The organism is Mycobacterium asiaticum DSM 44297, assembly GCF_000613245.1.
Classification (GTDB): domain Bacteria; phylum Actinomycetota; class Actinomycetes; order Mycobacteriales; family Mycobacteriaceae; genus Mycobacterium; species Mycobacterium asiaticum.
Genome location: NZ_HG964936.1, coordinates 243,016 through 265,249, shown reverse-complemented (window position 1 = coordinate 265,249; position 22,234 = coordinate 243,016). Strand labels below are relative to the sequence as shown.

At 66.5% G+C, this 22,234-nt stretch carries 22 protein-coding genes; 7 read left to right on the top strand and 15 right to left on the bottom strand.

The window, feature by feature from the left end:
- The first annotated feature begins 37 nt into the window (after positions 1-37).
- Complete coding sequence (locus BN972_RS01195) at positions 38-784, top strand: MBL fold metallo-hydrolase (protein WP_036351934.1); 747 nt, start codon at positions 38-40, stop codon at positions 782-784.
- On the opposite strand, the gene BN972_RS01190 is transcribed toward BN972_RS01195, so the two are convergent.
- The 6 genes from BN972_RS01190 to BN972_RS01165 all read right to left on the bottom strand — a co-directional run bounded on the left by BN972_RS01190 (position 781) and on the right by BN972_RS01165 (position 6,104).
- Positions 781-2,097 carry an NtaA/DmoA family FMN-dependent monooxygenase gene (locus BN972_RS01190; RefSeq protein ID WP_036351931.1) on the bottom strand — a complete coding sequence of 439 codons (1,317 nt, stop codon included), beginning with the start codon at positions 2,095-2,097 and terminating at the stop codon, positions 781-783. The genes BN972_RS01195 and BN972_RS01190 overlap by 4 nt on opposite strands.
- Positions 2,094-3,209, bottom strand: coding sequence for an LLM class flavin-dependent oxidoreductase (locus BN972_RS01185; RefSeq protein ID WP_036351929.1), 1,116 nt, complete (start codon positions 3,207-3,209; stop codon positions 2,094-2,096). Before BN972_RS01185 ends, BN972_RS01190 begins: the two co-directional genes overlap by 4 nt.
- On the bottom strand, positions 3,206-4,282 hold the full coding sequence (locus BN972_RS01180) for an LLM class flavin-dependent oxidoreductase (protein WP_036351927.1): 1,077 nt from the start codon (positions 4,280-4,282) through the stop codon (positions 3,206-3,208). The genes BN972_RS01185 and BN972_RS01180 overlap by 4 nt, the downstream gene beginning before the upstream one ends.
- Entirely contained in the window at positions 4,279-4,785 is a 507-nt protein-coding gene (locus tag BN972_RS01175) for a GNAT family N-acetyltransferase (RefSeq protein WP_036351921.1), read from the bottom strand. Before BN972_RS01175 ends, BN972_RS01180 begins: the two co-directional genes overlap by 4 nt.
- Complete coding sequence (locus BN972_RS01170; protein ID WP_051545233.1) at positions 4,772-5,662, bottom strand: class I SAM-dependent methyltransferase; 891 nt, start codon at positions 5,660-5,662, stop codon at positions 4,772-4,774. Before BN972_RS01170 ends, BN972_RS01175 begins: the two co-directional genes overlap by 14 nt.
- 61 nt (positions 5,663-5,723) lie before the next feature.
- Positions 5,724-6,104 carry a DUF3054 domain-containing protein gene (locus BN972_RS01165; RefSeq protein WP_036351918.1) on the bottom strand — a complete coding sequence of 127 codons (381 nt, stop codon included), beginning with the start codon at positions 6,102-6,104 and terminating at the stop codon, positions 5,724-5,726.
- Between the two features lie 35 nt (positions 6,105-6,139).
- Here BN972_RS01165 and BN972_RS01160 point away from each other — a divergent pair, with 35 nt between their 5' ends.
- The 3 genes from BN972_RS01160 to BN972_RS01150 all read left to right on the top strand — a co-directional run bounded on the left by BN972_RS01160 (position 6,140) and on the right by BN972_RS01150 (position 9,404).
- On the top strand, positions 6,140-7,339 hold the full coding sequence (locus BN972_RS01160) for an acyl-CoA dehydrogenase (RefSeq protein WP_036351912.1): 1,200 nt from the start codon (positions 6,140-6,142) through the stop codon (positions 7,337-7,339).
- A gap of 81 nt (positions 7,340-7,420) precedes the next feature.
- Positions 7,421-8,023 carry a hypothetical protein gene (locus tag BN972_RS01155; RefSeq protein ID WP_036351910.1) on the top strand — a complete coding sequence of 201 codons (603 nt, stop codon included), beginning with the start codon at positions 7,421-7,423 and terminating at the stop codon, positions 8,021-8,023.
- Positions 8,024-8,096: 73 nt separating this feature from the next.
- A complete protein-coding gene (locus tag BN972_RS01150; RefSeq protein WP_036351907.1) occupies positions 8,097-9,404 on the top strand; it encodes an adenylate/guanylate cyclase domain-containing protein in 1,308 nt (435 codons plus the stop codon).
- On the opposite strand, the gene BN972_RS01145 is transcribed toward BN972_RS01150, so the two are convergent.
- The 4 genes from BN972_RS01145 to lpqS all read right to left on the bottom strand — a co-directional run bounded on the left by BN972_RS01145 (position 9,401) and on the right by lpqS (position 13,852).
- Entirely contained in the window at positions 9,401-10,876 is a 1,476-nt protein-coding gene (locus BN972_RS01145) for an HNH endonuclease signature motif containing protein (RefSeq protein ID WP_235192408.1), read from the bottom strand. The genes BN972_RS01150 and BN972_RS01145 overlap by 4 nt on opposite strands.
- 212 nt (positions 10,877-11,088) lie before the next feature.
- On the bottom strand, positions 11,089-11,874 hold the full coding sequence (locus BN972_RS01140) for an alpha/beta hydrolase (protein ID WP_036351905.1): 786 nt from the start codon (positions 11,872-11,874) through the stop codon (positions 11,089-11,091).
- Between the two features lie 52 nt (positions 11,875-11,926).
- Positions 11,927-12,961: a PPE family protein gene (locus BN972_RS01135; protein WP_036351903.1), complete on the bottom strand. Its 1,035-nt coding sequence runs from the start codon at positions 12,959-12,961 to the stop codon at positions 11,927-11,929.
- 111 nt (positions 12,962-13,072) lie between these two features.
- The gene (gene lpqS, locus BN972_RS31320; protein ID WP_455709857.1) at positions 13,073-13,852 is read right to left on the bottom strand and encodes a putative copper homeostasis (lipo)protein LpqS; all 780 of its coding nucleotides are present in this window, start codon (positions 13,850-13,852) and stop codon (positions 13,073-13,075) included.
- 76 nt (positions 13,853-13,928) lie between these two features.
- On the opposite strand from lpqS, the gene BN972_RS30085 reads away from it, so the two are divergent.
- Both BN972_RS30085 and BN972_RS01120 read left to right on the top strand, forming a co-directional pair.
- Positions 13,929-14,375 (top strand): hypothetical protein, encoded by a 447-nt coding sequence (locus BN972_RS30085; RefSeq protein WP_235192342.1) that lies wholly within the window; start codon positions 13,929-13,931, stop codon positions 14,373-14,375.
- 106 nt (positions 14,376-14,481) lie between these two features.
- Positions 14,482-15,912: an NAD(P)/FAD-dependent oxidoreductase gene (locus tag BN972_RS01120; protein WP_051544938.1), complete on the top strand. Its 1,431-nt coding sequence runs from the start codon at positions 14,482-14,484 to the stop codon at positions 15,910-15,912.
- A gap of 6 nt (positions 15,913-15,918) precedes the next feature.
- Here BN972_RS01120 and BN972_RS01115 read toward each other — a convergent pair whose 3' ends face one another.
- From BN972_RS01115 to purT, 3 genes are read right to left on the bottom strand one after another with little or no spacing between them, the layout of a single operon-like run.
- Positions 15,919-17,139: an O-succinylhomoserine sulfhydrylase gene (locus tag BN972_RS01115; RefSeq protein WP_036351899.1), complete on the bottom strand. Its 1,221-nt coding sequence runs from the start codon at positions 17,137-17,139 to the stop codon at positions 15,919-15,921.
- Between the two features lie 19 nt (positions 17,140-17,158).
- Positions 17,159-17,575 carry a rhodanese-like domain-containing protein gene (locus BN972_RS01110; RefSeq protein WP_036351897.1) on the bottom strand — a complete coding sequence of 139 codons (417 nt, stop codon included), beginning with the start codon at positions 17,573-17,575 and terminating at the stop codon, positions 17,159-17,161.
- Positions 17,572-18,810, bottom strand: coding sequence for a formate-dependent phosphoribosylglycinamide formyltransferase (gene purT / locus BN972_RS01105; protein WP_036351892.1), 1,239 nt, complete (start codon positions 18,808-18,810; stop codon positions 17,572-17,574). Before purT ends, BN972_RS01110 begins: the two co-directional genes overlap by 4 nt.
- Positions 18,811-18,975: 165 nt before the next feature.
- Between purT and BN972_RS01100 the strand changes: the two genes are divergently transcribed.
- On the top strand, positions 18,976-20,229 hold the full coding sequence (locus tag BN972_RS01100) for a PPE family protein (protein WP_036351889.1): 1,254 nt from the start codon (positions 18,976-18,978) through the stop codon (positions 20,227-20,229).
- Here the strand turns inward: BN972_RS01100 and BN972_RS01095 are convergent, their stop codons facing one another.
- Positions 20,230-20,868 carry a PaaI family thioesterase gene (locus tag BN972_RS01095; protein WP_036351887.1) on the bottom strand — a complete coding sequence of 213 codons (639 nt, stop codon included), beginning with the start codon at positions 20,866-20,868 and terminating at the stop codon, positions 20,230-20,232. It lies immediately after the preceding gene.
- A complete protein-coding gene (locus BN972_RS01090; RefSeq protein WP_036351884.1) occupies positions 20,865-22,163 on the bottom strand; it encodes an adenylosuccinate synthase in 1,299 nt (432 codons plus the stop codon). The genes BN972_RS01095 and BN972_RS01090 overlap by 4 nt, the downstream gene beginning before the upstream one ends.
- Positions 22,164-22,234: the final 71 nt, after the last annotated feature.

The window sequence follows — 22,234 nt, the reverse complement described above, 5'->3', positions numbered from 1 at the left end:
CGGTCACTCCTACCCAATCGCTCCTACACTCTCGGTCATGGCGGGGAAGACGCAGCTGGTTCAAATCACCGATACCGTCCACCTCGCGCACGGTCCTGCCGTCAATTGGGTGCTCGTCACCGACGACACCGGTGTGATGCTGATCGACGCCGGCTATCCCGGTGACCGCGAGGAGGTGTTGAACTCGCTGCGCAAGCTGGGCTTCGGTCCCGCCGACCTGCGCGCCATCGTGCTCACGCACGCCCATATCGACCACTTCGGCACCGCGATCTGGTTCGCCCGCGAGCACGGCACCCCGGTGTACTGCCACGCCGAGGAGGTGGGCCACGCCAAGCGCGAGTACCTGGAACAGGTGTCGGTGGCCGATCTGGCGCTGCGTCTTTGGCGGCCCCGCTGGGCGGTGTGGACCGCGCACGTGGTGCGCAGCGGCGGCCTGGTCCGCGACGGCATTCCGACCGCACAGCCGTTGACGCCCGACATCGCGGCGAGCCTGCCCGGCCATCCAAAACCCGTTTTCAGCCCCGGGCACACCCACGGGCATTGCTCCTACCTGGTCGACGGCGTGCTGGCCAGCGGCGACGCGCTGGTCACCGGGCATCCGCTGATCCGCCACGACGGGCCGCAACTGCTGCCGGCGATCTTCAGTCACAGCCAGCAGGACTGCATCCGCACGCTTTCGGCGCTGGCGCTGCTGGACACCGAGATCCTGGCGCCGGGTCATGGCCCCCTGTGGCGCGGGCCCATCCGGGAAGCGACCGAGGCGGCCCTGAAGAAGGCCCGTTAGCCCGCCAAGTTCTCGCGCAGCGTCGCGCCCGGGTACTCGGTGCGGTACGCGCCTCGCTCCTGCAGGATCGGCACCACCCGGTCGACGAACTCGTCGAGGCCGTGCGGCGTCAGGTGCGGCACCAGAATGAACCCGTCGCAGGCGTCGGCCTGGATATAGCGGTCGATCTCATCGGCGATGTGGGTGGCGGTGCCGACGAACTGTTGCCGAGCGGTGATCGCGATGACCAACTCGCGGATGGACAACCCCGCCGCCGCGGCGCGTTCTCGGAAACGCCGGGCCACCGCGACCGGGTCACCGTGGCGGACGCGGCCCTGGGTGATGTCGCTGTCGACGACCGGATCGAAATCGGGCAGCGGGCCGTCGGGATCGAAATCGGTGAGCTCGCGGCCCCACACCTGTTCGAGCATCGTGATCGCGGTCGCGCCGCTGACCTGCTGATAGCGAATGTGGCGCGCCTTGTCCCGAGCCTCGTCGTCGGTGTCCCCCAGCACGAACGTCGCCGCCGGAAAAACCTTGACCTGCTCGGGATCTCGGCCGGCGGCCCGCACGCGGCCCTTGACGTCGGCGTAGTACCGCCGACCGTCCTCCAACGACCCGTGCAGCGTGAACAACGCGTCGGCATACCGAGCGCCGAACGCGCGGCCCTCGTCGGAGTCGCCGGCTTGCAGCAAGACCGGATGTCCCTGGGGCCCGGCCGGTAGCGTCGCGAAGCCACAAACGTCGAACTGCTCGCCGCGGTGTTCGACGCTGCGGATGCCGTCCGGATTGACATAGACCCGGGCGCTGGTGTCGGCCACGACGGCGTCGGGTGCCCAGCTGTCCCAGAATTTCCGGGCGACGGTGACGAATTCCTCGGCCCGCCGGTAGCGGTCGGCATGGTGCAGGAAGCCGCCGCGCCGGAAGTTCGCGCCGGTGAACGCGTCCGACGAGGTCACGATGTTCCAGCCGGCCCGCCCGCCGGACAAGTGGTCGAGCGTCGCGAATTGTCTTGCCACTTCGAATGGTTCGTTGAAGGTGGTGTTGATGGTCCCGGTGAGCCCGATCCGGTCGGTGACTCCGCCCAGCGCCGCCAGCACGGTAAAGGTGTCCGGCCGACCGACGACATCCAGGTCGTGGATGCGACCGCGGTGCTCGCGCAGCCGCAGGCCTTCGGCCAGGAAGAAGAAGTCGAACAAGCCGCGTTCTGCGGTGCGGGCGAGATGGACGAAGGAGTCGAACTCGATTTGGCTGCCGGCGGTAGGGTCAGCCCACACCGTCGTGTTGTTCACCCCAGGAAAGTGAGCCGCCAGATGAATGGGCTTGCGGCTCATGGGGTTATCCCCCACCTCCGAGCTATCAGCTCGTGCGATCGCAGGCGGTCCTCATGGCGGTGGGTGACCGAGGTGACGACGAGTTCGTCGGCACCGGTGACCCGTTGGAGGGCCTGCAGACGTTCGGCGACCTCGTCGGGATTGCCGACGAATTGCGTCGCAATGCGGTCCTTTACCACCGCCAGTTGTTCCTCGGTGAGCGGTCCGCACTCATCCGGGTCGGGATAGGGCATTGCGCCGACGCCCGTCCGGATCGAGTAGACCCAGTGCCCGTACCCGGCGGCCAGGCGCTGGGCGGTGGCGGTGTCGTCGGCCACCACGATGTCGGCCGAGACCACCACGTAGGGGCGCTCCAGCGCGACCGACGGCACAAAGGTTTCGCGGTACGCCTCGACGGCTTCCAACGCGGTGGCGGGGGTGATGTGGTAGCTGGCGACGAAGGGCAGTCCCAGCGCGCCGGCCACCCGGGCGCTTTGTCCTCTGCTGCTGCCAAAGATCCACGGCCGCAGGCCCGAATGCTCACCGGGCACCGCGTGAACGTCGAACTCCCCGGCATGGTAGCTGCCTTCGAGGAACGCGACCATGTCCCGCACCTGCTCGTCGAAGTCGGGCGAGATCGCCTGGGGCTGCTGCAGGATGGCCATGCTGGCCTGCAGCCGTTCGAGGTCGAGTAACCCGCGCAGATCGAACGGCGTTGGCACCACCACTCCGTCGACCTCATGCCACCGGCGCGGCGGGCGGGGTTCTTTGGGCTGCTTGGGTTTGCGCTCATCGGAGCGACGCTGCCCGGAGCGGCCGACACCCAGGTCTATCCGCCCGGGGTAGAAGGCGTCGAGCATGCCGAAGTTCTCGACAACGGCAATCGCGGTGGTGTAGCCCAGTTGAACCGCGGCCGCGCCAACCCGAATTCGGTTGGTGGCGGCAGCGATCTGGCCGATCAACACCGCCGGCGACGAACTGGCGACGCCGACGAAGTGGTGCTCGGCCACCCAGTACCGTTTGAAGCCCCACCCCTCGGCCCGCTGAGCCAGATCGATGGTGTTGCGCAACGCGGTGGTCGCGTCGCTGCCGGCGCTGATCGGCGCCAGGTCCAGAATTGACAACGGGATCATTGGTCCACCGCCACATATCGATTGGGTGCCACCGGCAACCCGAGCCGCTCGCGCAGCGTCTCGGATTCCCGGTACCGGGTGCGGAACTGGCCCGCATCTTGCAACAGCGGCACCACCTGGTCGGCGATCACCGGAAGATCGGTGGCGTTCACGGCCGGACGCAGGCGCACCCCGTCGAAGCCGACGCGTCGCCAACCCAGCAGCAGGTCCACCAATTCGGTTGGGGTGCCCGTCCATACCCAGGTGTCGGAGCGGAAGTCGTCCTGCCCGTGGAATGAAACGACGATGTCGGCAAACACCTTCAGGCATTCGCTGATGCCGCGCACTTCGTCGAGGATGCCGACCGCGCCGGCGTCGTCGGCGGGCGTGACGAAGACGAGGTCGGAGGTTTCGGCCGCGAATTGGTATACGGGTGTGGCGTGGGCGAGGGCGGCCACCACCGGCTGACCCTGCGGCGGGCGCGGCGTGATGGACGGACCTTTTACGGAGAAGTACTTTCCGGTGAAATCGATGTAGTGCAGCTTGTCCCGGTCGATGTAGCGTCCGGCGTCGACGTCGCGGATCACCGCGTCGTCCTCCCAGCTGTCCCACAACCTGCGCACCACGTCGACGAATTCGACTGCCTCCTCGAATAATTCGGCAGGGTTGATCGTCCGGCGACCGAACAAGGCCGCCTCGTGGGCGGTGCCGCTGACGCGGGGTTGCCAACCCGCCCTGCCGTGCGACACAAAGTCAAGCGTGGCAATGGCTTTGGAGACATGAAAGGGTTCGGTATGAGTGACCGTGGCCACCGGGATCAGCCCGATGTGCCGGGTGAGCGGCGCGATGCGAGCGGCGACCAGCACCGCGTCCCCGCGCCCGGTCAGTCGGTCCGGATGTAGCCGGGAGCTGCGGCCGACCTGCGGCATCAGCGAGTCGTCGATGGTGAGGAAATCCAGCAGCCCGCGTTCGGCGGTGACCGCCAGATCCGCCCAGTAGTTTCCGGTGAGCACCGAGCGTGTCTCGGCCGTCAGCACCCACGCGTGGGTGTGCCAGCCGTACCCGTCGAGGGCCACGCCCAGATGAAACGTCATGTCCGTTTCTGTTCCAGGATTTTCAGGAAGGCTACCGGGAACACCGGGCCGCGGGCGGGTAGCGGTTCGGCCAACCGCGTGTAGCCGGTGGCCTGGTAAAGCTCTTCGGCCTCGGGCTGGCGATCACCGGTTATCAGGTACACCCTGGTGTAACCGCGGGCGGCGATCAGAGATTCCAGTGCCGCCAGCAGCGCCGTCGCGTAGCCGCGGCGGCGATGGTCGCGGTGAGTCCATATCCGCTTGAGTTCGGCCGTCTCGGCGTCGAATCGACAGAATGCGCCTCCGGTTACCGGCTCCCCGTCCACGACTCCGATCAACATGCCCCCGTGTGGCTCGGCGAACTCACCGTCCGGGCTGTCGACGAGCCAGGCCAGATACCGTGCCGGCTCGCCGCCGTAGCGCTCCGCGTACTCGTCGGCCAGCGCCACGAGCAGGGGTTGAGCCAGTGGATCCTGCAATGCGGTCGCGACGAAGCGCAGCCGATCCCCGTTAGCGGCCGTCACTTGGCCCGTGCCCGTCACTGCTTGCGGCCAGGATCGCGGTGACGTATCGCGGCGTGATCGCCATGTCGTGTGAACTGACCGGTCGCCGGCCGCCCAACCCGGTGGCGGTCAGCAGGTCAACCAGCGTCCGGTCGGTGGTCTGCCACCCGTGCGCCGCCAAATATTCTGACACCGAACGGAATTCGGCCTCGTAAGTAACCTTGGTCAGGTCAATGTCCAGTCCCTGCTGGCGCCAGCCATCAAGGAAGGCCCGACCCTCTTCCAGCTGCTCCGGCGTCCATGGCAGGTGATCGGCAGCAAACCAGCTGCCGGCCGCGCTCATCGAGGTGATGTCGCGCAGCAGCCGATCCTGCGCCTCCGGCGGCAGGTAGCCAACGAGCAGGTTTTCGGCAATCCAGACGGTACGTTGGGCCGGGTCGAATCCAACTCGACGCAACGCCGTCAACCATTCAGCGCGGAGGTCGGCGCCCAGCGCGTACCGGTGCGCGGTCAGTTTGGCGCCGATTTGGTGCAGGACTTGCTCTTTGAAATCCACCACCTTCGACCGATCGATCTCGTAGAACCTCATTCCGGGCGGCCACCACAACCGAAACGCCCGAGTGTCCAGGCCACATCCCAGGTTCACCACCTGCCGGACACCCGCTCGCGCGGCACTGGTCAACAGCTCGTCCAGGAACCGACCGTGCACGGCGAGGACATTGATCATGCCAATCATCGTGGGGTCGTTGCCGCCGTCGGTTGCATAACGGTTGTCCTCGATGACCCGGATAAAGAAATCCACGCCGGCCGCCCGCACCAACGGTTCGGCAAAGGGATCGTCAAGCAGGCCCTTATTGGTGCCCACCGCCCTGGCGACCGCGCCGAAGGTGGCCGTCATACCGACGCCGGTAGCCAGATCCCAGGTGTCACCGTCCTCGCGTACCAAACCGGCGAACCTTTCAGCCGTCCGAACGTCGCCGTGCGACGAGTTCGACCGCCGCGCGCCAGCCGAGCAGGAAGACCGCGGTCACTGTCGAAGCCACCGCTATGAACGCCACCGCCACGCTGGCCGAACTTACTTTTCGCAACAGCATGCCGACCACCAAGCTCGACGCCCACACGATCACGCCAGTCGGCACCACCGCCGTCGGCCTGCGCCAGCCCCGCGATAAAAGCCAGCCCACCGCCGTACCGGCCAGAAACGGCCAGGCCGTCGTCGCGAGGCCGCTGGCCGTGACGCCCTCGTCGTGACTGCGCCGCCCTAGCGCGCAAAACACCAGAACGGCCACGACATCGGTCACCAGCCAGCCAAGCCAGGCCGGCCCCCGCCGTGGTTGCATGCAGCGAGACTACCGGGCAAGGGCAGGATTGAGGCATGAGCACCGCTGCAAGTAACTCGACACCGCCCGTCTTCGATCCCTACGACCCACTCGGTTTGGACGCATCGTTGTCCGACGACGAGATCGCCGTGCGCGATACGGTGCGGGCGTTCTGCGCCGAGCAGGTGATCCCGTATGTGGGCCAGTGGTTCGAGGACGGTGACCTGCCGGTAGCGCGCGAATTGGCCAAGCAGTTCGGTGAACTGGGCCTGCTCGGTATGCATCTGCACGGCTATGGATGCGGCGGCGCGTCCGCGGTGCACTATGGCCTGGCGTGCCTGGAACTCGAAGCCGCCGATTCCGGTATCCGGTCGCTGGTGTCGGTGCAGGGCTCGCTGGCGATGTTCGCGATCTGGAATAACGGCTCGGAGGAACAGAAGCAGCGGTGGTTGCCCGGCATGGCCGCGGGCGAGCTCATCGGTTGCTTCGGGCTGACCGAGCCCGACGTCGGATCCGACCCGGCGGCGATGAAGACGCGGGCCAAGCGCGACGGTTCGGACTGGGTGCTCAACGGCCGCAAGATGTGGATCACCAATGGATCGATCGCCGATGTCGCTGTGGTGTGGGCCGCGACGGACGAGGGAATCCGGGGGTTCATTGTGCCGACCGACACCCCGGGCTTCACGGCGAACACGATTCACCACAAGCTGTCGCTGCGGGCTTCGATCACCAGTGAATTGGTGCTTGACGACGTGCGGTTGCCCGCCGACGCGCTGCTGCCCGAGGCGACCGGTCTGAAAGGGCCGCTGGCGTGTCTATCGGAGGCGCGCTACGGAATCATCTGGGGCTCGATGGGTGCGGCACGCTCGGCCTGGCAGTCCGCGCTGGAATACGCGACGCAACGCACCCAGTTCGGGCGCCCGATCGCCGGTTTCCAACTGACGCAGGCCAAGCTGGTCGACATGGCGGTCGAGTTGCACAAGGGACAACTGCTGTCGCTGCACCTGGGCCGCCTGAAGGACGGGGTCGGACTGCGCCCGGACCAGGTCAGCTTCGGCAAGCTCAACAACACCCGGGAGGCGATCGAAATCTGTCGTACCGCACGAACCATATTGGGCGGCAACGGGATATCGCTGGAGTACCCGGTGATCCGGCACATGGTCAACCTGGAGTCGGTGCTGACCTACGAAGGGACCCCGGAGATGCACCAGCTGGTTCTCGGCCAAGCCTTCACGGGAGAGGCCGCCTTCCGGTAGCACCCTTACGTCGCCCGCTGGCGGTTGCTGACGGCCGATGCGTACAAGAAGATGGGTGATGTTCGGAATCGGAGGTAACCGGTGAAAGTAATTGCAAGGCTGGTCATTGCCGTTGGGTTATCGGTCGCCCTGGCACCCGTGGCCGGTGCCGACCCCGCCGGTGAGTTGCCGCCGATGCCGTCCACCGGCAGCGGCCCGGTCGTCGGTGGCGGCGCCAATGCCGCCATCGGGCAACAGCTGTTCAGTTTCCACGATGCCAACGTGCAGGAGGTCGACGGCAACGACGCCGCCGGATTCATCACTGCGGCATCGGGTCTCACTAACCGTGACCTTGCGACCGTGTTCCAACCGTTGCAGCGCGCGCTGGGCTGTCAGACGAACAACTCGGGGTTCGGTGCGCGTGCCTACCGTAGGGCCGACGGGCAATGGGGCGGCGGAATGCTGGTCATCGCCAAGAGCAGCGTGAAGGACGTCGAAGCGTTGAAGGCGTGCGTCAAGAACAGTTGGCGCCGGGCCACGGTGGGCACGCCGACGTCCATGTGCAACAGCGGGTGGAGCTACCCGCCCTATAGCGATACCCGCCGCGGCGAGGGCTATTTCGTCCTGCTGGCCGGCACCAACTCGGACTTCTGTGGTCCGCCGAACAACAATTTCCGGAGCACCGCGAGTTCTTGGCCCACCTAGAAAACACTTCAGGAACGCTTTTGAGCAGCAGAAACGTGTGATGACGGCGTTCCCCCGGAGCTAGACTTCCGCAATGTTCTCGGAGACGCGCTATGCGCTGAACGGGGACTTACGCGTCGCCTATCGTGCGTCGAGCGCAGGTCCACGCGACATTGTGTTCGTCCCAAACTGGTTCACGTGCTGCGAGCATCTCCCGGAGCTACCATCCATCCAGGGCTGGGTTGAGGCGATGGCCTCGCTGGGCCGGCTGATCTTCTTCGACCAGCTGGGCACCGGAGTGTCCGACCCTGTGGCACCCGGTGCGTTGCCGACTTTGGAGCAGTGGGCCGACAGCATCACCGCAGTGTTGGACGATCTAGGCAGTTCGGAGGCGGTCCTCGTGGCGGTCGACGGAGCGTTGGCGCCAGCGGCGCTGTTCGCCGCAACATATCCGTCCCGTACAGCGGCGCTGGTCTTGCTGGAGAGCTACGCGATCCCGCTTTCGGAACGCACTGGGATGGATCCTGGGGAAGTTCTTGGTGCTATGACGGCGATGTGGGGCACGGGTGAGTTCAACCATGTGCTCAATCCGGACATGCCGTGGAACGAGGAGATCCGTGCGGCGTGGGCACGTGAGGAACGACTGGCCGCCAGCCCTTGGACAGTCGCCCTCATGCTTCCGCTTGTGGCCGAAATGGATGTGCGGCCGGTGCTTTCGACCGTTCGCGTGCCAACCCTCGTCGTGCAGCACAGCAATGACCCCATGATCACACCCGCCATGGGCAGGGCCGTCGCCGAACAGATACCGGGCGCCAAATACGTCGAACTGCCGGGCCGCAATATGTTTCACTTCGTCGAACCCTGGCGTGATTCCTTCCGTTGCATCGCCGAGTTTTTGACGGGCGAGCAGGCTGCGGTGGCCGATGATCGGGTTTTGGCGACGGTGTTGTTCACCGACATTGTGGATTCGACGCGCCGGGCTGCCGAGATGGGCGACCGGGATTGGCGTGCGCTGCTGGATGCGCACGATGCGGTGGTGCGGTCGCAGTTATCTCGTTTTCGGGGTCGTGAGGTGAACACCACCGGTGATGGTTTTGTGGCGATGTTCGATGGTCCGCAGCGGGCGATCCGTTGTGCGATGGCGATTCGTGATGCGGTGCAGGCGTTGGGCATTGAGGTGCGAGCAGGGTTGCATACCGGTGAATGTGAGGTCCGCGGCGACGACATCGGCGGGATCGCGGTGCATATCGGGGCGCGGGTGAGCGCATTGGCCCGGCCCAACGAGGTGCTGGTGTCGAGCACGCTGCGCGATCTGGTGATCGGGTCCGGGCTGGAGTTCGAGGACCGCGGCGCGCACCAACTCAAGGGCGTGCCGGGTGAATGGCGGCTATCAGCCGTCTAGAAGGGGGGTGGGTCGTCGTCGGTGGGTGGGGGCTGGGCGGGGTGGTCACCGGTTTGGGGTTTGGGGTTGAGGCGGGCGTTGCGGTTGTGGCGGCGTTCGGTGGCGATGCGGTGTGCGCGGTGTTGGGTGCGGGTGCGGCGGCGTCGGGGCATCATGGCGGTGCGCTCGGCGCAGTAATGCTGGGGCAACTGGGGTTGGTGGGTGGGCATGCCGCCCACGGGTCGGCACAGGCTGGGGAACAGCAGGGCGCTGCCGGGGACGGTGGCATGGGTGTCTCCGGTGGGAGAGGTCAGGATCAGGTTGCCGTTGGGGAGTAGGCGTGTGGTCCAGCCCCAGAAGGTTTTGATCAGGTGATGGCGCCGGCAGAAGCAATTCAGGTTACCGGCGTGGGTGGGCCCGCCCTGGTTGTAGGGGATGGTGTGGTCGAGATCGCAGTGGGTGGCTGCCACGTCGCATCCGGGCCAGCGGCAGGTCATGTCGCGGGCGCGTACGAAGTCGGCCAGGGCTTGAGAGGGCCGGTAGTGCGGTTCGGGTGGGGAGTCGCCGGGGTGGATGAGCGGTACGAGTGTGGCGGTGAGGGCAAGTTCGGCGAGTAGTTCGGCGGTGATGAGGCCCTCGGCGCTGATCTGGCTGGCTGGGGTGGTGGTGTTGCCGGTGAGGGTGGCTTGTTCGGCGATGACGTGGATGGTGATCGGGGAGGCGGGTTTGCGTTGAGCGGCGGTGCAGTCGGGGCGCCCGCAGCGGCAGCCCAGTCGGGTGGCGTCGGCGGCCATCGCGCCCAGGGCATCGGCGCGGCGTTGGTCGTGGGTGCGGGGGTCGTGCGGGCAGACGGTGGCGGCTAGGGCGGACAGTTTGGCGTCCAGCGCGCGGGCATCTGGGCTGGCCAGGCTGCCGTGGATTTCGGAGGTGCCTTCACAGTCCTCGCCGATGTATACCTCGCGGTCTTTGTGGTTTTTCTTGCGGCGGCGTACCGCGTCGAGATCGGCCTGGGCCACGATGGTGTCGACTTTTTTGGCCAGCCGGGCGGCGGTCAGCGACGGCCAGCGGGTCACGCTGGCCGCGATACGGGTATCGACGTAGGCCAGCGCCGTCGGATCGGTGATCAGGTCGGTGCGCCAGACGATCGTGGCGAACGCCGAGAAATCGATATCCCCGGCAATAAAAACCTCAGCGACCTGCGGCAGACGCTCGCGCATCGCGCGCGCGTAGCGCACTTTGGCCAACCCCAGCCCCTGGCTGACCTTCAGCCCCGCGGCGACCTCGGCGGCGACGGCCTCCATGGTGTCCATCGCCCAATCCTCGGTCTCGGCACTGCGCGACAGCCGGTAGCCGAACAACTGCCCGACCGCGACGAACTCCAGTGCGGCGGCCTGGTTCTGCACCCGGGCAGCCGCCTGGATGCGCGCAATCCACCCCGCAGACTCCGCCGTCTTGGCCGTCAACCCCTCCCGATGGTCGAGCAGCTCGTCCATATACCGGTTAAAGCGCGCCAACTGCTCCTCAGCCGACACATCGGACTTCGACTCGAACATACGTTCTATACTACCCCCCGCCACTGACTGTTGACTCGTCAGAAACGCGCGCAAAGGGGTGTGGTGCCTCACCGAAAATGCGCGCCACCGGTGCCAGGTCAGATGAGCTCCGTTCCAGACCAGAACCATTGAGAAGGTGGTCGGCAAAGCTCCTACCCCGGACCGAGACTGTTGCTCGCAATCCAGTCGTCGATAACCCGCAACGCGACCGGTAGCGAAGCCCCGGATAACACCATGTGGTCGGCACCGGGAATCTCGACAACGGTCGCCTGCCGAAATTGATCAGCCGTCTGCCGCACCACCTCGGCCGGCACGATGCGGTCACGTTCACCGCCGATCGCCAGCACCGGAGTCGTTACCGCCGCGGCGTCGACCACCGTGACAGTCGAGAGCTTCAACATTGCAAGCAACATCTCCCACTGCACCCGTCCGGATTCGCACACCAAGCCGGAATAGGTCTCTCGCGCGGTTTCCTCGGTCTGACTGTTGGCGATCCAACGTCGGAACTGATCGAAGGTCGGAGGACGTACCGGCTTGGCCCATGGACGCAACCGCAAGTAATGCGGCGTAACCAATCGGCGGTTGGCCGGAGTCGATGAGCCGGTGATGCCAGATGCGGGCGCCGGACACAAGACCACCAGACCGGTGTGCTCAATGCGAGCCGCGACCAGCTGTGCCAGCAGTCCACCCATCGAGTGACCGACGAGAAGTGGCGGCGAATCAAGGGACGCAACGAAATTCAGCAAATCGTCGGTGTAGTCCCGAATACTGAGCGCCGCAATCTTCATCGCGCCCTCATCAATCGGCAGCTCATGATGGCGCAGCGTGGGGGTGTGCGCCCGGTATCCGCGCTCTTCGAAGGCATGGCGGACAGCAGCCAACTGTTCCCCACGGCTCCAATTGCCGTGAATCAGAACGACGTGCCTCGTCGCGGACATGACGCTCATAGTGGCACGGGCACGTTCCGACCGACACCTGCAACCGTCATACCTAGCCGATGAACTCGGGGCGCGGCATCACTGTAAGTCGCGTGCCAGCCCGTGGCGCGGTGCCGTTAGGAGCGCTTTCACCACGCGGTGCCAGCCCGGCAAATGGCAGTCCGCCCAACGCGTTTGCACTGTCGACCGGTGTCACCGCAGTAACGGCGCCGGCCAACTGCGCCGAGCGGGGCGTCGCCGCCACCGACGCCCAGCTCTGCGGCACGGACAGCGGCCCGAGGTGCGATGCCTGACCCAGCTGCCCGGACACGGCCGACGGGCCCCAACCCGCGATCAGTCTCGCGGGTGCCGCAACTGTGCGGGCCGCACCGGAGAGACCCGGCAACTCACTGGACAGGGCCACGGTGGAGGAACCGAGCGTCTTGGCGACCGAACTCAACGAGGACATCGCCGACACGGAGGAGCTGAAGGTCGATGTTGCCGACTGCAACGGCTGCGCAAGTTGTTGCAGGGTCTGCGGCACCTTCCAAATTACCGCGGATAACTCTGCAAGCCCGGCCGCGTCGGCGACTTCGCCGGGCGCAACGAAGGCCGTCAATGTCGACGCGGCTGCCGAGCCGCTCGCGTAGCCGTACATGGCCGCGGCATCTTGGGCCCACATCTCTCCGTAGTCCGCCTCGGTGGTTGCGATGGCCGGGGTGTTGACGCCCAGCACATTGGTCACGGTGAGCAACGTTAGTAGCGTGCGATTGGCCGCAACCACGGGCGGCGGCACGGTGGCCGACCGCGCGGTCTCGAATACCCCTGCGGCCATGCGTAATTGGGCAGCCGCATGCTGAGCTTGCGCCGCGGTGTTACTCATCCAGGCCAAATACGCGGTGGCCGCTGCCATCATGGCGAGCGCTGCGTCGCTTCTCCACGCCTGACCGGTAAGGGCGGAGAGGATGTCATTGTAGGAAGTCGCCGCGGCATAGAGGTTTTCGGCCGTCGCCTCCCAAGCCGCCGCAGCAGCCAGCATTGATGCCGCGCCGGGGCCGGAATACATTCTGGCCGAGTTAATTTCAGGTGGTAGTGCGCCAAAATCCATGTCCTTGTCTCCAGGTGCGCCAGCCCGTGCGCGAATGGCCGCGAACGGGACTCGTTGCAGCAACAGCGATCACCGACCACGCCCAAGGGGGTACGGTCTGACGCTGACCACTCAGCGACGGGCTAGACAGAGCCGCGTCAAGAGATCGCGACCGACAACGACAAGGCGCGGATACCTGGGCGGACTGCGACCACCGCTCGCCGCGAACCCGGTAAACAGCGCAAGGGCGCCGATCGCCGCGACCAGGCTGACGCCGGCCAGCGCCGCGGTATACGGCTCGGGCGCGACCGCCGCGCTGAGCTTGGTGGGGCAGGGCAACCTCAATGCGTCGGGGTGTGCAATGTGGTCGCGGGCGCCAACGAAGCGGCTGACTGAAGTAACGGCGAAAGCGGAGTGAGTGACGATGTCCGCGTTAGGTTCGCTCCGCGGCAAACCGCAATGAACCCCAATGCCGAGCAGCAATGACGCGACAAGGGCCACGATCCAGGGGCCCGCGCGCCGATTTCTCACTCGGCCAGCATATACCCTATGGGGGTATATTCCTACATGACGACGCAGACGACGGCACACAGTTACCTCGCGGCTGCTGTGAGCTTTTCGCACAGTTAGCTTAGGTAAGAAAAAGGCATGACGAAATTTACATATGCCGTTGTAAGTACGGCGGCTTTTGTTGTGAGTATCGGATTGATCGGCACGAGTGTGGCCGGTGAAGCTCACGCCGAGCCGGGACCGCCGCCGCACTGGTGTCCAGGTGATGTCTGGGACCCGGGATGGGGAGCGAACCCGAACCCGTTCGGCTGCCACGACAACCCACAGGCGCTCGACCCCAACCTCTTTCCTCCTGACCCGGCGCCGGTGGTGGTCCCGGGCCCTGCGGCACCGGAGCACCATCACACCGGCCAGCCCGGAAAGCCGTACGGCTCGGGCGGGCCCGCGCACCCGGGTGGGGTTCCCGGCGGAACTCCGGGTGGGGCGCCCGGCGGAACTCCGGGTGGTGCGCCCGGCGAAAATCCGGGTGGGGCGCCCGGCGGAACTCCGGGTGGCGCGCCCGGCGGAACTCCGGGTGGCGCGCCCGGCGGAGTTCCGGACGGAGCGCCCGGCGGCGGGGCGCCGACCGGTGGAGCACCTGATGGCGGAGGACCTGGTGGCGGGGCGGCGAGCGGTGGGGCGCCTGGTGGGAGCACCGGCGGTGAAAGCGCCGGCGGCGGCAGCACCGGAGGCGGAAGCATCGGCGGTGGCAGCACCGGAGGCGGAAGCATCGGCGGTGGCAGTACCGGAGGCGGAAGCATCGGCGGCGGCAGCACCGGCGGCGGAAGCATCGGCGGCGGCAGCACCGGAGGCGGCAGCACCGGAGGTGGTAGCACCGGAGGCGGAGGCGGCGGCAACGGCCGCTAACCCGCGGCCGCTTTGCTAGCGCGAGCGACATCTGGGCATGACCAGAAGACGTTCGGCTAATCGAGTCATAGGGTGGGTATGCGCGCTGAGAGAGTGAGATCAGTCGGAACCCAGAAGGGGAGAGCATGTCGCACCCATCCAACGAGCAACAAGCCGCGACCAAGCGCCATCGCGTGGTCATCATCGGAAGCGGATTCGGTGGCCTGAATGCGGCCAGGAAGCTCAAGCGGGCCGATGTCGACATCACACTCATTTCCAAAACGACGACCCACCTGTTCCAGCCGCTGCTCTACCAGGTGGCCACCGGCATCCTGTCCGAGGGCGACATCGCTCCAACCACCCGCTTGGTCCTACGCAAGCAGAAGAATGTGCGGGTGTTGCTGGGCGAGGTCAACGCAATCGACCTGAAGGCCAAGACCGTCACATCGAAATTGTTGGACATGGAGACGGTGACCGAGTACGACAGCCTGATCGTCGCGTCCGGCTCCCAGCAGTCCTATTTCGGTAACGACCACTTCGCCACGTTCGCACCCGGCATGAAGACCATCGATGACGCACTCGAATTGCGCGGCCGTATCCTCGGCGCGTTCGAGGCAGCCGAGGTCAGCACTGACCAGGCTGAGCGTGAACGTCGCCTGACGTTCGTGGTGGTGGGAGCCGGGCCTACCGGCGTCGAGGTGGCTGGTCAGATCGTCGAACTAGCAGAACGCACCCTGGCCGGAGCGTTTCGCACCATCAGACCCGACGAGTGCCGAGTAGTCCTGGTCGATGCCGCACCCCTGGTGTTGCCACCAATGGGCGAGAAGCTGGGCGGCAAAGCGCAACGACGGCTGGAAAAGATGGACGTCGAGGTACAGCTCAACGCCATGGTGACCGCAGTCGACTACAAGGGCATCACGATCAAAGAGAAGGAGACCGGCGAGCGCCGCATCGAATGCGCGGTCAAGGTATGGGCTGCCGGTGTCCAAGCCAGTCCACTAGGCAAGATGATCGCCGACCAGTCCGACGGCACTGAAACCGACAAAGCCGGACGGGTCATCGTCGAGCCCGACCTCACCGTCAAGGGTCACCCGCACGTCTTCGTGATCGGTGACCTCGCGATGGTGCCCGACGTGCCAGGCATGGCGCAGGGCGCGATCCAGGGCGCGCACTATGCCACCAAGATCATCAAGAACACCGTCAAAGGCAAAGACGACCCGGCCAACCGAGAGAAGTTCGATTACTTCAACAAGGGCAGTATGGCGACGATCTCTCGATATAACGCCGTCGCGCAGGTCGGCAAGTTCGAGTTTGGCGGCTTTATCGCCTGGCTGGCGTGGCTGGTCCTGCATCTCTACTACTTGGTGGGCCACCGCAACCGGATCGCGGCGTTGTTCTCCTGGGTGATCTCGTTCCTCGGCCGCACCCGTGGTCAGATGGCCATCACCAGCCAGATGATCTACGCCAGAGTCGTGACCAAGTGGATGGAAGAAAGCCAAGGGATCGGACCCGCCGAAAGCCAAGGCGCGTTGGCGGCCGCCGAACAAGCCGAAAAGGCCGAACAGAAGGCGGGTTAGCCCCGGCTAGCTCAGCGCCTGGTCGATATCGGCGATCAGATCGTCGGTGCCTTCCAGGCCGACGGAAATACGAACCACGCCGTCGCCCAGCCCGATGGCGGCCCGGCCCTCGGGGCCCATCGCCCGGTGCGTCGTGGTCGCCGGATGGGTGACAAGGGATTTGGCGTCACCAAGGTTGTTGGAGATGTCGATCAGCCGCAGCTTGTCGAGCACTTCGAATGCCCGCTGCTTGGACGCACCTTCGGCGGCGTCCAATTCAAAGGTGATAACCGTCCCGCCGCCGGTCATTTGGCGCTTGGCCAGGTCGTGTTGCGGATGTGACGGCAGGAACGGGTAGCGAACCCAGCGCACCGCGGGGTGCTCCTCCAGGAACTCGGCGATGCGTTGCGCCGAGGAGTTGCTGTAGTCGACCCGAACCGCAAGCGTCTCAAGGCCTTTCAGCAACACCCAGGCATTGAATGCGCTCAGCGCGGGGCCGGTGTGGCGCATCAACTTCTGCACCGGGCCGTCGATGTACTCCTGGTCGCCCAGGATGGCGCCGCCCAGCACCCGGCCCTGGCCGTCGATGTGCTTGGTTCCGGAGTACACCACCACGTCGACGCCGAGCGGAAAGCCCTGCTGCAGCAAGGGCGTCGCAAAGACGTTGTCCAACACCACCTTTGCGCCGGCAGCGTGGGCCAGCTCGGTGACCGCGGCGATGTCGACCAGCGACTGCATCGGGTTCGACGGTGTCTCGAAGAACACCGCCTGGGTAGGCACCGATAGCGCCTGCTCCCACTGCGAGAGATCGTCGCCGTCGACGAAGACGGTCTCAACTCCCCAGCGCGGCAGGATCTCGTTGCACACCACGAAACACGAACCGAACAGGCTGCGCGCCGCAACCAGGCGATCGCCGGCACCCAGCAGGGCGCCCAGCGAAACGAACACCGCGGCCATGCCGCTGGCCGTCGCAAACGCCGCCGGAGCGCCCTCGATCAGCCGCAGGCGCTCCTGAAACATGTTGACGGTGGGATTGCCGTAGCGCGAGTAGACGTAGTGGTCCACCTCGCCGGTGAACGACTGCTCGGCGACGGCCGCGGATGGGTAGACGTAGCCGGACGACAAGAACATCGCCTCGGCGGTCTCCTCGAACCCCGAGCGCGTCAGTCCCCCGCGCACACCGATGGTGGCCTGTCCGACGCCGTCCGGCAACGGCTTGGAGGTGCGAATGGATTTCGGGTCGGTCATCCCTGCACTGGCCCTGTTACTAGCCTTGCTTCCAAGGCAGCCCTACTGCGCGCCACCCCGTGTCCCCACGGTGGCCCTGCGCATCGAGTTGGCCTTCGAAGCCATCCAACACGTTGTACGACGGCCCGATTCCCGCCTCCGTGGCCACTTCGGCCGCGCCGATGGAGCGGTTACCGGAACGGCACAGAAAAACGACCGGGCGCTCGCTCTCGGCGGCCGGCAGCTTGTCCTGCAGTTCGGCGAGGAATCTGTCGTTGTGCTGTCCGTTGGACCGGTTCCACTCGATGTAGAGCACGTCGCGCCCCAGGCTTGAGAGGTCGGGAACCCCCACGAAGCGCCACTCGGCGTCGGTGCGCACGTCCACGAGTACGGCGTCGGGGTTGTCCGTCAGCATTTTCCACGCCTCCAGAGGCGTGATGTCTCCTGCGTAGCTCACCCGCGTGAGTCTCGCACATTCAGCCCGGCCGCCACCTGCCGGGCGCGGTCGCGCGCGGTGGCCACGTCGGGCGCCGTCGCCAGCGCCACCCCCCACCTGTCCGGCGCAGGCGCGGGTTGGTCCATAGGCGCCGGGACGAACACTCGCACGTCACTCTCCGGCACCGAGAGGGCTTGGGCGAGCACGTCACCACTGGGTGCCACGCCGGGTGCCGTCGCGCCCTGATCGATCACCCGGGCGGCGCCCGGCGAGATCATCAGCGTGTCGGCCGCTACCCCCAACACGGTCCTGGCCTGCAGTTCGAATGCCGAAAGCCGCTGGCTACGCAGGGTCACCCAGGCGCTGTCCGACAAGCCCGCCACTACCTCCGCGAAGTACACCTCGTCGCCGTTGATCATCAACTCCACGCTGTAGACCCCACGCCCGCCCAGTGCCTTGACGATACGCGCGGCGATCGACTTCGCGGCGTCCAGCGCCGCGGGCGTCAGCTCCTGCGGTTGCCAAAACTCCAGCGCCTCGGCGTCTTCGCTGGAATGCCCGATCGGCGAACAGAACCCGATGGCCGGGCCGGATGGTCCCTCGCTGCGCACCACGATCAGGGTGACCAGAAACTCGACGTCGACCACCGTCTCCGCCCATACCCGGTTGCCTCCGCCCGCGGTTGCCCGCTCCCAGGCACCGGCCACCTCGGTGGCGTCGCGAACCACCGACCGGTTCCGGCCGTCGTCACCGGTCACCGGCTTGACAAGCAGCGGGTAGCCGGCGTGGGCGGCCACCGCCTCGAGTTCTGCCAGCGACTCGACGAACCAGAACGGCGCGGTGGGCAGGCCCAGTTCGTCAGCTGCCAGTCGGCGCAGGCCCTCCCGATCCGCGGTGAGCCGCACCCCACGGGCACTGGGCACCAGCTCGGTGTCCTGATTTTCCAACCCACCGACGGCGACCACGTCGACCGCCCCGGCAAGGGTCACCACGAAGTCCGGTTGCAACCCTTGCCCGACCGCCGTGAGCTCTTCGGCGTCGGCAAGCGTCTCGGCGTCGGCGGTGATGACCTCGGCGCCCAGCCGCTGCAGGGCGACGGTCAACTCTTCACCCGCCGGGTCGGATCCAAGCACCAACACGCGCGGGCCGACATCAGGTTCGGCCTCGACGGACAGGACCGTCGTCCCCGGTTCGGCCCCCGCTGGGAGCTGCTGGTTGTCGGCTCCATCTGGTCCTTCGGTAACGCCGTCGGTCACCGCTCAAGGATAGGTGCGATCCCCCGAGCAACGCCGCTGGACTCTTCTTTGGGAATATTTGTGAAAGCCTTGTGAACATTTGCTGAATGGCGTGGCGCACAGTGCCGCGGGGAGGTGCATGGCTGTCGTGAGTCCGAGCCGATGGGGGGCATAGGCATGCTTGGCATGGAGTACGGGGCGCTGCCACCCGAAATCAATTCCGCCAGAATCTATTCCGGCCCTGGATCGGGGCCGCTGGTCGAGGCGGCCACGGCCTGGGAGCGGTTGGCCAACGAGTTGAATGCGACGGCGGAGTCCTATACGGCGGTGATCTCCGGACTCGCTGGCCACGAGTGGCTCGGTTCGTCGTCCATCTCGATGGCGGCTGCGGTAGCTCCGTACGTGACCTGGATGCGGGTTACCGCCGCCCAAGCGGAGCAGGCCGCCGCGCAGGCGGTGGCCGCAGCAAACGCCTACGAAGCCGCCTACGCCGCAACCGTGCCACCGGCGGCGATCGCCACCAACCGCGACACCGTCATGTCGTTGGCGCGGACCAATATCTTCGGCCAGAACACACCCGCAATCGCGACCGGCGAGGCGGATTACGGCGAGATGTGGGCACAGGATGTGGTCGCGATGGCGGGCTACGCCGGCGATTCGGAAGCCGCGTCGCAGCTGACGCCGTTCGCTCCGCCGCCGGCCACGACCGACGAGGGTGCCCCACTTGCCGCCGCAGTCGCGCCGGCGGCGCCGGTGATTCCTTTACCGAGTCCATTCGAAGATCTGGACCTGCTCGTACTCACTACAGCGGGCCTCGCGGGTGCGAGCTTGATCGTGGCGCTGGGGCAGTTCAGCGAGGAAGTCCGCAGCGATGAAGTTCAGGAGGAACAGCTCGAGCAGGGCAACGAACTGGAGGAAGAAGAACTCGGCGGTGGCGCACCGGTTCCTGCCGAGCGCCCCATGGTCGGCCCGGGCCGGATCGGACTGCGGTCCGTCGGCGCCGGAGCCGCCGCGGTTTCCGGCGCTGGCGCCGGCCTCGGGGGCCTGACGGTACCGCAGAGTTGGTTCATGCCCCCCGCGGTGCGCCAGGTCGCCGCGATGTACCCCGGCACCACACCAGTCGTGATCGGCGGCGAGAACGGCGGCTACGCCGGCCTGGCGGTCGCGGGGATGGCCGGCACCGGCCTCGCGAGTCTCGCAGCCCGGGGAGGTTCCTCCTCGACCCCAACGCAGGCAGCCCCGGCGGCCAGCGGCGGCGCCGCCGCGGCCGCTCGGCCCGCCGCCAATGCACCGGCCGTCCCGGCGGCCGCCACGGCGGCGCAGTTCCCCGGTCTGCCGCAAGGGCTGCCGCCCGGGGTCGTCGCCAATCTCGCCGCGACGCTGGCGGCGATCCCGGGGGCAACCATCATCGTGGTACCGCCGAATCCGAACCAGCAGTGATCAGGGCTGCCCAGGCAGCAGTCGCACCATCAGGCCGTTCCCCTCGGCCAGCACCGTCTCGTCGGTGTCCACCAGTTCCGCGGACACGAACGCCTTGCGACCCTCGATTCCGGTGACGCGACCGCGGATCGCCAGTGGCGTATCGATCGGGGTGATCTTGCGGTAATCCACATGCAGGAACGCGGTTCGGCTGATCGGCCGGCCGGCTGCGTGCGAGATCATGCCGAACATGTGGTCGAACAGCAGCGGCAGTACACCGCCGTGCACCGCCATGTTGCCTCCGACGTGGAATCGGCTGAAGTAGCCGGTCATTTCGACCCCGTCGGGGCCGTAGCGCGTCAGGTCCCAGGGCGGCATCAGCAGGCTGCCCATGCCGGGCAGATCCGGCGTCCGTCCCGCCGGGGACCTGCCCTCCTCGGCCTGAAACGGCCCCAGCAACTCGACCAGCGCGGCGGCGTGCTCTGCTGCCTTGTCCCAGACGTCGTCGCTGGGATCGGCCGACACGGCGAGGTCCTGCGCCTTGCGCATGGCAGTGACGAAGCGGCGGAAGCCCTCTCCCGGATCGGCCGCCCCGTATTCCGGGAAGCCGCCGTGGTGTTCGTATTCGGGGTCGAGTTCCTTGGGGTCCGGATCTGTCACGGACGCGCCGCCAGCACGTCGCGCCGCACGATGGTCTGATCCCGACCCGGTCCCACGCCGATGCACGAAACATGCGCTCCGGCAAGCTCTTCGAGCCGCAGCACGTAGTCGCGTGCCTTGGCGGGCAGGTCATCGAATTCGCGCGCGCCGGAGATGTCTTCCCACCAGCCCGGCAGCTCCTCGTACACCGGCTCCGCACGGCACAGCAGGCTCTGGGTCATCGGCATTTCGGAGGTCTGCTTGCCGTCGATCTTGTAGCCCACGCACACCGGCACCGTCTCCAGGCTGGACAGCACGTCGAGCTTGGTGAGGAAGTAGTCGGTGATGCCGTTGACTCGGGTGGCGTAGCGCGCGATCACGGCGTCGAACCAGCCGCACCGGCGCCGCCGGCCGGTGGTGACCCCGAACTCGCCGCCCGTCTTGGACAGATACTCACCGTTCTCGTCGAACAGTTCGGTCGGGAACGGACCAGAACCCACCCGCGTGGTGTAGGCCTTCAGGATGCCCAGCACCGTGGTGATCCTGGTCGGGCCAATGCCGGAGCCGACTGAGGCGCCACCGGCGGTTGGATTCGACGACGTGACATACGGATACGTGCCGTGGTCGACGTCGAGCAGCGTGCCCTGCGAACCTTCCAGCAACACCGTCTCGCCGGCCTCCAACGCGGTGTTGAGCAGTAGGCGCGTGTCGGCGATGCGGTGCTTGAAGCCCTCGGCCTGCTGTAGCAGCGACTCAACGACCTGCTCGGGATCGAGTGCCTTGCGGTTGTAGATCTTGACCAGGATCTGGTTCTTGAGCTCCAGCGCGGCCTCGATCTTGTGCGCCAGCTGCGTCGGGTCGAGCACGTCGGCTGCCCGGATACCCATTCGGGCGATTTTGTCCTGGTAGCACGGCCCGATGCCGCGTCCGGTGGTGCCGATCTTCTTGCTGCCCATGTAGCGCTCGGTGACCTTGTCGATCGCCACGTGGTAGGGCATCAGCAGGTGAGCGTCCGCCGATATCAGCAGCTTGGAGGTGTCGACGCCGCGGTCCTCCAGGCCTTTGAGCTCGTCGAGCAGCACGCCGGGATCGATGACGACGCCGTTGCCGATGACGTTGGTGACCCCGGGTGTCAGGACGCCCGACGGGATCAGGTGCAGGGCGAAATTCTCGCCGGTGGGCAGTACGACGGTGTGCCCGGCGTTGTTGCCGCCCTGGTAGCGGACCACCCACTGCACCCGGCTACCGAGCAGATCGGTGGCCTTACCTTTGCCCTCGTCGCCCCACTGGGCGCCGATCAGGACGATTGCCGGCATGACGTGCTCCCAACTCGTCTCGCAGGTTGGGCCGCTTATTGTGGTCCAGCCGGTGACCTACCCTACCCAGC